8 protein-coding genes and 1 pseudogene are annotated in these 8,961 nt (G+C 71.6%); all 9 read right to left on the reverse strand.

Translation table 11 applies throughout. The features are described 5' to 3' along the window. The coding region (locus ACIG3E_RS40905) for a flavodoxin-dependent (E)-4-hydroxy-3-methylbut-2-enyl-diphosphate synthase (protein WP_399626298.1) at window positions 1–212 on the reverse strand (212 nt) is incomplete at its 3' end. A 4-nt stretch (window positions 213–216) separates the two neighbouring features. Continuing rightward, the gene (gene hpnH / locus ACIG3E_RS40910) at window positions 217–1,236 is read right to left on the reverse strand and encodes an adenosyl-hopene transferase HpnH (protein ID WP_399626300.1); all 1,020 of its coding nucleotides are present in this window, start codon (window positions 1,234–1,236) and stop codon (window positions 217–219) included. A gap of 5 nt (window positions 1,237–1,241) precedes the next feature. Next, window positions 1,242–1,892, reverse strand: a complete 651-nt coding sequence (locus tag ACIG3E_RS40915) for a 1-hydroxy-2-methyl-2-butenyl 4-diphosphate reductase (protein WP_399626303.1) — start codon at window positions 1,890–1,892, stop codon at window positions 1,242–1,244. Beyond that, a complete protein-coding gene (gene shc / locus ACIG3E_RS40920; RefSeq protein ID WP_399626306.1) occupies window positions 1,892–3,886 on the reverse strand; it encodes a squalene--hopene cyclase in 1,995 nt (664 codons plus the stop codon). The genes ACIG3E_RS40915 and shc overlap by 1 nt, the downstream gene beginning before the upstream one ends. A 106-nt stretch (window positions 3,887–3,992) precedes the next feature. Beyond that, on the reverse strand, window positions 3,993–5,114 hold the full coding sequence (locus tag ACIG3E_RS40925) for a polyprenyl synthetase family protein (protein WP_138962785.1): 1,122 nt from the start codon (window positions 5,112–5,114) through the stop codon (window positions 3,993–3,995). Further along, window positions 5,111–6,547, reverse strand: coding sequence for a hydroxysqualene dehydroxylase HpnE (gene hpnE, locus ACIG3E_RS40930; protein ID WP_399626309.1), 1,437 nt, complete (start codon window positions 6,545–6,547; stop codon window positions 5,111–5,113). The genes ACIG3E_RS40925 and hpnE overlap by 4 nt, the downstream gene beginning before the upstream one ends. A gap of 100 nt (window positions 6,548–6,647) precedes the next feature. Beyond that, window positions 6,648–7,598: a presqualene diphosphate synthase HpnD gene (gene hpnD, locus ACIG3E_RS40935; RefSeq protein ID WP_172387452.1), complete on the reverse strand. Its 951-nt coding sequence runs from the start codon at window positions 7,596–7,598 to the stop codon at window positions 6,648–6,650. After that, window positions 7,595–8,497: a squalene synthase HpnC gene (gene hpnC / locus ACIG3E_RS40940; protein ID WP_399626312.1), complete on the reverse strand. Its 903-nt coding sequence runs from the start codon at window positions 8,495–8,497 to the stop codon at window positions 7,595–7,597. Before hpnC ends, hpnD begins: the two co-directional genes overlap by 4 nt. Before the next feature lie 335 nt (window positions 8,498–8,832). Next, a pseudogene (locus ACIG3E_RS40945) lies at window positions 8,833–8,961 on the reverse strand (ABC transporter ATP-binding protein); the annotation flags it as partial.

Consider the following 8,961-nt stretch of genomic DNA (forward strand, 5'->3'; position numbering starts at 1 on the left):
ATCTGGCAGCCGGAGGCCGTCAGCTCCGCGATCTGCTGGAGCGTCGCCCCGATGTCCGACGTACGCGTCGTCGTCATCGACTGCACCGACACCGGAGCGCCGCCCCCGACGGCCACCGACCCGACCTGGATGCGCCGCGCGGTGCGGCGCTCCGCTATCGGCCGGGCCGGTGGCTCGGGCAGGCCCAGGGAGACAGGGCCTGAAGGGGTCATGACGTCACCGGTTCCCGGAGACGGTCTCGCGCATGGCGCGCAGCGACTCCTTCAGCGACCCCATCGTGGCGAGCACGGCCGTCGGCTCGTACCCGCAGTGCGCCATGCAGTTGGCGCACCGGTCGTCCTTGCCGCGGCCGTACTTGCTCCAGTCCGTCTCCTCGATCAGCTCCCGGTACGTGGGGACGTAGCCGTCGCTCATCAGATAGCAGGGGCGCTGCCAGCCGAAGAGCGAGTAGTTCGGAATGGCCCACGCCGTGCACTGGAAGTCGACCTTGCCCTCCAGGAAGTCCAGGAACAGCGGCGAGTGGTTCAGGCGCCAGCGGCGCCGGTTGCCACCGGCGAAGGCCTTCTTGAACAGCTCGCGGGTCTGCTCGACGCCGAGGAAGTGCTCCTGGTCCGGCGCCTTCTCGTAGGCGTAGGCGGGCGAGAGCATCATCTCGTCGACCTTCAGGTCGTCGTTGAGGAAGTTCAGGACCTCGATGATGGTCTGCGGGGTGTCCGTGTTGAAGAAGGTCGAGTTGGTGGTCACTCGGAAGCCGCGGCGCTGGGCCTCCTTGATGGCGGCCACGGCCTCGTCGAACACGCCTTCCTTCGCCACGGACTCGTCGTGGCGCTCCCGCATGCCGTCGATGTGCACGGCGAACGCGAAGTACGGCGACGGCGTGAACTTGTCCATCTTCTTGCGCAACAGCATGGCGTTCGTGCACAGGAAGACGAACTTCTTCCTGGCCACCAACTGGCGCACGATCTCATCGATCTGAGGGTGCATCAACGGCTCGCCGCCCGCGATGGACACCATCGGCGCGCCGGACTCAAGGACGGCCCCCACGGCCTGGGCCACCGGCATGCGCTGCTTGAGCACACCGGCCGGGTGCTGGATCTTGCCGCAGCCCTCGCACTTCAGATTGCACGCGAACAGCGGCTCCAACTCGACGATCAAAGGAAACTTGTCACGCTTGCGCAGCTTCTGTTCAAAGAGATAGGTAGCGACCTTGATTGACTGACGCAGCGGCATAGCCATCTGGCTCACCTCCGGGGGAGCGGCGAAGATCGGTGCCATTCGAAAAAAGCGGGAAGCACGGCGCGGAGCACGCGGAAGGCCGATATTCCACCGCGGACCGTGCCGATGCGGACGAGTTCGTGCTGGGGGGCGTCCACGACCACCCGGACGGCCGCAACCGGCCGGGGTCCGGCCGTGACGGCGCTGCGCAGCGTGACCGCGGACTCCATGTCGACCGCGATCGCGCCGGTGGCCAGCAGATCGCCGCGTTCGTGGCCGCGGACGACGTGGTCGGAGCCCGTGAGCGGGCCGGTGTGCACGGTACGGCCCGGCACGGCCCGCACCAGCTCCTCGACCAGGAGCGCGGTGCCCACACACGGGGTGCGGCCGCCGTCGTGCCGGGTCTCCTCGGCGACGACGAGGTCACCGGGGTGCATGCCGGGGGCGAGCCCGGCGCAGAACCCGGTCGCCACGACGGCCGCGTCGCGCAGGGAGCCCTTGCCGAGCGCCCGGGTGACAGCGCGCTCGGCGGCCTTGGGGCCCATGCCCGTGCGCAGCACGGTCACGGGACCCCGGGCTCCGCCGCGGTCGGCGGTGCGCAGGGCGAGGCGCTCGATGCCGAGCGCACAGGCGACGAGCAGCGGAGCGGGCCCCGGGCGCGCCGGGTCCGTGCTCATCAGCTTCCCTTGCCCAGGCCGCCGACGGACGGCTCGCCGTGCACGTACCGGCCGAGGGCGGTCAGCGGGAAGACCTGCCGGTACAGGTGGTAGTTGATCGAGAAGTCCCAGGGGAAGCCGGTGCCCGTGAAGTACGGCTCGTCCCAGGAGCCGTCCTCGCGCTGGCTCTCGGCCAGCCAGGCGACGCCCCGCTCGACGGCCTTGGAGTCCCGCTCCCCGGCGGCGAGCAGCGCGATCAGCGCCCACGCGGTCTGCGACGCGGTGGACGCGCCGTGCCCGATCCACTGCTCGTCGCGGTACGAGCGCAGGTCCTCGCCCCAGCCGCCGTCGTCGTTCTGCACCGACTCCAGCCAGGCGACCGCGCGGCGGATCGCCCCGTGCGCGGCGGGCAGACCGGCCGCGACGAGGGCGGGCACCACGGAGCCCGTGCCGTAGACGTAGTTGACGCCCCAGCGGCCGAACCAGGCGCCGTTCGCCTCCTGTTCGGCGAGGAGCCACTCGATGCCGCGGCGGGTGCGCGGGTCGTGGGACTTGCCCTCGTAGGCGAGCATCTCCACGACGTGCGCGGTGACGTCGGCGGAGGGCGGGTCGATGACCTCGCCGAAGTCGCAGAACGGCAGCTTGTTCGGCAGCGGGCTGGTGTTGTCGACGTCGAAGGCGGCCCAGGCGCCGTTCCTGGACTGCATGCCCAGGTTCCAGTCCACGCCGCGGGCGATGGCGCTGTCCATCCGGCGCCGGTCCGGGTGGGCGACGCGGCGCAGCGCGAGGACCACCTCGGCGGTGTCGTCGATGTCGGGGTAGTTGTCGTTGTGGAACTCGAACGCCCAGCCGCCCGGCGTGAGATGGGGCTTGCGCACCGACCAGTCGCCGGGTCTGACGATCTGCTCGCCCAGCATCCAGTCCGCGGCCTTCACCAGCTGCGGGTGGTCGGCGGGCACCCCGGCGTCGGCGAGGGCGATCGTAGCCAGACAGGTGTCCCACACCGGGGACTGACAGGCCTCGATCATCCGCGCGCCGTCCTCGCGCCACACCGCGAACCGGTCGAGCGACTCGATGCCCGCCTTGAGCACGGGGTGGTCGAGGTCGTAGCCGAGCAGGTGCAGCGCGATGACCGAGTACACGGCGGGCGGCTGGATGCCGCCCCAGCAGCCGTCGTTCTCCTGCCGCTCGATGATCCAGCGCGCGGCGCTGTTCATCGCGGCCTTGCGCACGGAGCGCGGCGCGACCTTGTGGTAGACGTGCAGCGCCTTGTCGAGGCGCTGGAAGACCCCGTCCCAACTCGCCACCGGGGCAAGGGGCTTGGGCGGGTTCGGCACGGCCGGGTCGGTGTGCAGCTCGTCGAGCGGGAAGGGCGCGGGGCGCACCGGGCGCTTGGCGGAGACGATGGTCAGCGGCACGATGGTCTGCCGCGCCCAGCAGCCGAAGTCGTAGATGTTGAGCGGGAACCACTTCGGGAAGTAGAGGAGCTCCGGCGGGAGTTCGGGCAGGTCGTCCCACTTCCACCAGCCGAAGAGGGCGAGCCAGATCCGGGTGAAGACCCGGGCCGCGGCGATGCCGCCCTGCTCGCGGATCCAGGCGGAGGCCTTCGCCATGTGCGGCGCGTCCGGCGCGTCCCCGGCCAGGCGCAGGGCCACATAGGCCTCGATGGTGGCGGAGAGCTCGCCGGGGCCGCCGTAGAAGGTGGCCCAGGTGCCGTCGTCACGCTGCTCGCCGCGGATGAAGAGCGCGGCGGCGCGGGTGGTGTCCTCGTCCCTGATGCCGAGGAACTGGCGCAGGAGCAGGTCCTCGGCGTCCATGGTCACGTTCGTTTCCAGGTCGCCCTTCCACCAGCCCTGGGGGTCCTGGCGGGACAGCAGGAACTCCGTGGAGCGCTCCACGGCACGCTTGGCGGCTTCCGATGCCCCGGCCGCCCCGGGGTTCGTGTCAGGTGTTTCGGTGGCCGAGGCCGCGCGGGGCGTCACCGCTCCGGCGGAACCGTCGGTCGTCGCTGTCATGGCTTCCCCTTCGACGCAGTGCTTCTTCTCTGCTGGGTCCGCCGTCGGACACCGCCCGCACCGGGGCGGTGTTCGGCGACTGCGAGTCAGGTGTGCCCGATAGTGATCATCTCTTCCGTACGACGACGAAGTCGGCGAGCGCGGTGAGCTGCGCCCGCACCAGGTCCGGCATCTGGACCGCGTCCAGGGCCTCGATGGCGACGGCGTGCTGCCGTCGCGCCTCCTCGGCGGTCCACTCGCGGCCGCCCGCCTGCTCGATGAGCGCGGCGCGCGCGGCGAACTCCGCCTCGGAGAAGCTGTCGAAGTCATTGCTCTTGGCGTCGGCGGCGAGCAGCTCGCCGAGCTGCTCGGAGGCGGGGCCGCCCGCCGCGAGCGCGGCGACCACCGGCAGCGACTTCTTGCGCTGGCGCAGATCGCTCCAGGTCTGCTTGCCCGTGGCCTCCGGGTCGCCCCAGATGCCGAGCAGGTCGTCGACGGCCTGGAAGGCGAGTCCGAGGTGGTAGCCGTACTTCTCCAGGGTGTCGGCGGTGGCGTCGTCCGCGCCGCCGAGGACCGCGCCGATGGAGACCGCGCAGGCGAGCAGGGCACCCGTCTTGTTGCCCTCCATCTCCAGGCACTCCTCGACGGTGACCCGCTCGCGGTGCTCGTAGGAGATGTCCTGCGCCTGGCCGTCGATGAGGGCGCGCGTCGCGGTGGTCAGGCGGCGCGTGGCGCGGCCCGCCTCGACGGTGCCGATCTCCAGGAGGACCTCGTTGGCGAGGGCGAAGAGGGCGTCGCCGACGAGGATCGCCTGGGCGGGGCCGTGCACCTTCCACACGGTGTCGCGGTGGCGGCGCTGCTCGTCGCCGTCCATCAGGTCGTCGTGCAGGAGCGAGAAGTTGTGGACCAGTTCGACGGCCACCGCGCCGGGCACGCCGACCTCCGGGAGCGCCCCCGCGGCCTCGGCGGACAGGAGCGCGAGCGCGGGGCGCACGGCCTTGCCGCCGTCGCCGTCGGCCGGGTTGCCCGCGGCGTCGATCCAGCCGAAGTGGTAGGCGGCGACGGTGTCCATGGGGGGCGCGAGGCGGTCCACGGCGGTCCGCAGCACCGGGGTGGCCAGTGTCCGGCCCCGCTCCAACAGCGCGGTCACGTCCACAGCGGCCGGTTGGGCCGAGGGCACAGTCGGCACAGTCTCTCCTCTAGTTCCGGTGCGGGGGTTCTGGGACGGCCCCAGAAGGTCGAGCGTCACGCCGCCTCCTCGAAGAGGTGGTCGCGCGGGCGGTCGAGCGCGGTCAGCGCCGCCCTCGCGGCACTGATACCGCTGCGCACAGCGCCTTCCATCGTCGCGGGCCAGCCGGTGGCGGTCCACGCGCCGGCCAGGTAGAGCCCGCGCGCCTTGGTGTGCGCGCCCGGTCGCAGGCGGCCGACGCCCGGCGTCGGCGCGAACGTCGCCGTGCGCTCCCGGGTCACGAAGAAGTCCAGGACCCGTGCGCCGTGCGCGGCGGGCAGCAGGCGCTCGAGCTCGGGCAGATAGCGCTCCCTGAGCGCGGCCACGGGCGCGTCGATCTCGTCCTGGGCGGCCGACTGGGACACCGCGAGGTACTGGCCCGAGCGCAGCCCGGAGGCCTCGGTCCGGTCGAAGACCCACTGGACGGGGGTGCCGAGCGCGGCGAAGAAGGGCCGCTTGAGGACCTTGCGGTCGTAGACCACGTGGACGTTGAGGATCGGCGCGGTGTCGATGCCGAGCAGCCGGTCCGGGTCGTCGAGGGCGCCCTCCGGGAGCAGGTCGTGCGTCTCGGCCTGGGGCACCGCGAGCACGACGGTATCGGCCTCGATGCGCTCGCCGGGAACCTCGACGCTCCAACCACCGTTCTTAAGTGGCGAGATGGAGGTGACACGTGTTCGCACTTCGGTACGGACGCCCGCGGAGTCGAGCGCCTTGCGCGCCAGGCGGTCATGGAGTTCACCGAGGGGCACCCGCGCCCAGCCGATGTCGGCGGCGCCCGGGTCCGAGAGCAGCCCGGTCTTGAAGACCATCGCGGCGAGGCCGAGCGAGGCATCGCCCGCGACGGCGTTCAAAGTGGCGACGCCGACGAGGTCCCACAGGGCCTCGATGGCGCGCGTCGACTGACCGTGCGCGGCCAGCCAGCTGCCGAAGTCCTGGCTGTCGAGCGCCGGATCGGCCGGGTCGAGCCCCTTGAGGGCGAGCGCCGCGCGGCCCACCTGGGCGCGCTCGGCGAGCGACAGATGCGGATAGGTGGCGAGGCTCGCGGCCAGATGCAGCGGCACGGGCAGCGCGGTGCGGCGCAGCCGCCCGAGGCGATTGCGCTCGGCGTCGAGCACGGGCACGTCGAGGCGCTCTTGCAGCGGCGCCAGGTGCGCGCCCTCGACGCGGTCGAGGAACCAGCGGTAGGCGGTACAGCAGCGCAGATAGACGTGCTGGCCGTTGTCGACGGTCAGCTCGCCGCGCTGGAAGGAGAAGGCGAGCCCGCCGAGCCGGGGGCGCCCTTCGAGGAGCGTGACGTCGAGCCCGGCGTCGGCGAGGGCGAGGGCGCTGGTGATCCCGGCGAGCCCGCCGCCGACGACGACGGCGGAGGTCGCGGGCCGCCCGCCGCGCGCTCCGCCGGGATGGTCCGCGTCCGTGTCACCGCCTGGTTCGGGTCGGCTGTCGTCCTGCCTCATGCGTCCTCCCTTTCGGCGGTTGCAGTCTGGGACGCCAAGGTCATGCGGAGGGTTGCCCGCCGGTCGCGGCGGTGGGAGCCGCCGGTGCCGCGGCCGCGCGTCACGTGCGCCTCCTGACGGCCTGACGTGCGACATTGCGCGCGTCGAGGCCGGAGAGACCACGCACGGCGACATACGCCTTCTCGCGCCCCGGAAGGGAGACGCGGCCCCGCAGGACCGCTTCCGGCTCGCGCTCGATGCGGTCGAGCAGACGGCGGTAGATGCCCGCCATCGCGGCCACGCAGGCGCCGCTGCGCCGGTCGAGCAGGGGCAGGAGGCGGTACCCCTCGGCGAACAGCGCGCGGGCCCGGCGCACTTCGAAGTGGACGAGGCCCGCGAAGTCGGACCCCGCGGGCGGCTCGGGCCGCGCGAACCCGGCGGAGCAGCCGAATTTGGCCAGGTCGTCGGCCGGGAGATAGGTCCGGCCCTCCAGGGCGTCCTCGCGCACGTCCCTGAGGATGTTGGTGAGTTGCAGCGCGAGCCCGAGCGTGTCGGCGTACTCCGGCGCGCGCTCCGCGTGCGGCGCCCCCGGCTCCGTGCCGAACACGCCGAGCGAGAGCCGCCCGATGGCCCCGGCCACGCACCGGCAGTAGACCTTGAGGTCGTCCCAGGTCTCGTAGGTCTCGCCGCGCACGTCCATCAGGACGCCGTCGATCAGCTCGTCGAGCCCGCCGAGCGGGATCGGGAAGTGCCGCGCGGCATGGCTGAGCGCCACGGCCACGGGGTCGGTGTCGTCCTCCTCCACCGAGCCGTCGTGGATGCGGCCGAGCAGGCTCCGCGTCTCGTCGAGACGGGTCTGCTTGACGTCCGGCGCGAGCGCGCCGTCCCCGATGTCGTCCACGCGCCGTGAGAACGCGTAGAGCGCCGACATCGCGCGCCGCTTCGGCGTCGGCAGCAACCTGATGCCGTACGCGAAATTTCGTGCCTGCTGCCCGGTCACGGCCTCGCAATAGCTGTATGCGGCGAGTACCGGTGCGGACACGCGAGGTTCTGACTCCACGGTCCGGCTCACCCCTCTCCTCGCAGAACCGCACCCACCTCGCGCAGCAAACGCGGCTTCGTGGGCTTCGGCGGCCTTGGAAGTACGTCGTATCCGGCGGCGGCGATCGCCGAGACGGCCGCCCTCCCCCCTGCCACGAACCCTGCCAGCAGCAGCTTCAGCCTGCCGTGGACGCTACCCACCAGGGGGGTGCCTTCATTCAGGAGGCAGCGGGCGCGTTCCGCTTCAAACGCAACCAGGGCGCGCACCGATGCGCCTGCGGTAGGAGCGGCCAGATCCCGTTCCTGGACGTGAAAGCGCTTCATGTCCTGGGCGGGCAGATAGATCCGGTCGCGCCCGAGGTCCTCGCGCACGTCCTGGAGGTGCTCCACGATCTGGAGCGCGGTGCAGACGGAGTCCGAGAGCCGGATCCGCTCGGGTGTCGCGGTGCCGGTGATGGCGAGCACGAGGCGCCCGACCGGGTTCGCCGACAGTTCGCAGTAGGCGACGAGGTCGTCGTACGTCTCGTAGCGCTTGACGAGCTGGTCCTGGCGGTTGGCGGCGATCAGGCCGAGGAACGGCTCGGGGGTGAGGCCGCCGCGCCGCACGGTGGGCTTGAGGGCACGCAGCAGGGGGTGGCCCGGCTCGGGACCCGCGGTGAAGACCTTCCGCAGATCGGCCTCGAAGGCGTCCAGGAGGGCGAGCGGGTCGCCCGCGGCCTCGGGGTCCGCGCCCAGGTAGCGGGCGTGGGCGGCGCCACTGGCCAGGTCGGAGTCGCCGATGTCGTCGACCAGGCGGGCGAAGCCGTACACGGCCATGAGGTCCGCGCGCCAGGCGCGGGGGAGGAAGAAGGGGGCCACGGGGAAGTTCTCGTCCGCGGCTTTGGCGAGGACGGCGGACGCATCGCGGAGCTGGAGATCGTCCGTAGCCATTGCCGTCACATCTCCCGTTCTACACTGCCGACCCAATACATCCTATTTCGGACACGCCGCCAAGGCCGCCCAGCGGCACAGCGCGCCCCGCGCCCATCCAGGGAGCGATATCGCCCCACTTGCCGCGAATCAGCACCGGTACAGCTTACGTTGTACAACGGACAGCGCTTCGTCGGGGTGTTCCGCACATCACAAGAACGCACCGATTGGCTTCAATCTTCCCTGAACTCCTGTGACTTGGGAGAAGCGTGATGTCTGAAAACGAGTCAGGGCCCGGCCGGGGTGTCCGGCGGGGCCCTGCTCCATTCGGCCGCGACCAGACGGCGGCCATCCGGCTACTTACCGGTGAACTTCTCGTACTCCTTGATGACCTCGTCGGTGGGCCCGTCCATGCGCAGCTCGCCGCGCTCCAGCCACAGGACCCGGTCGCAGGTGTCACGGATCGACTTGTTGTTGTGGCTGAC

The organism is Streptomyces sp. NPDC053474 (assembly GCF_044544845.1).
GTDB lineage: Bacteria > Actinomycetota > Actinomycetes > Streptomycetales > Streptomycetaceae > Streptomyces.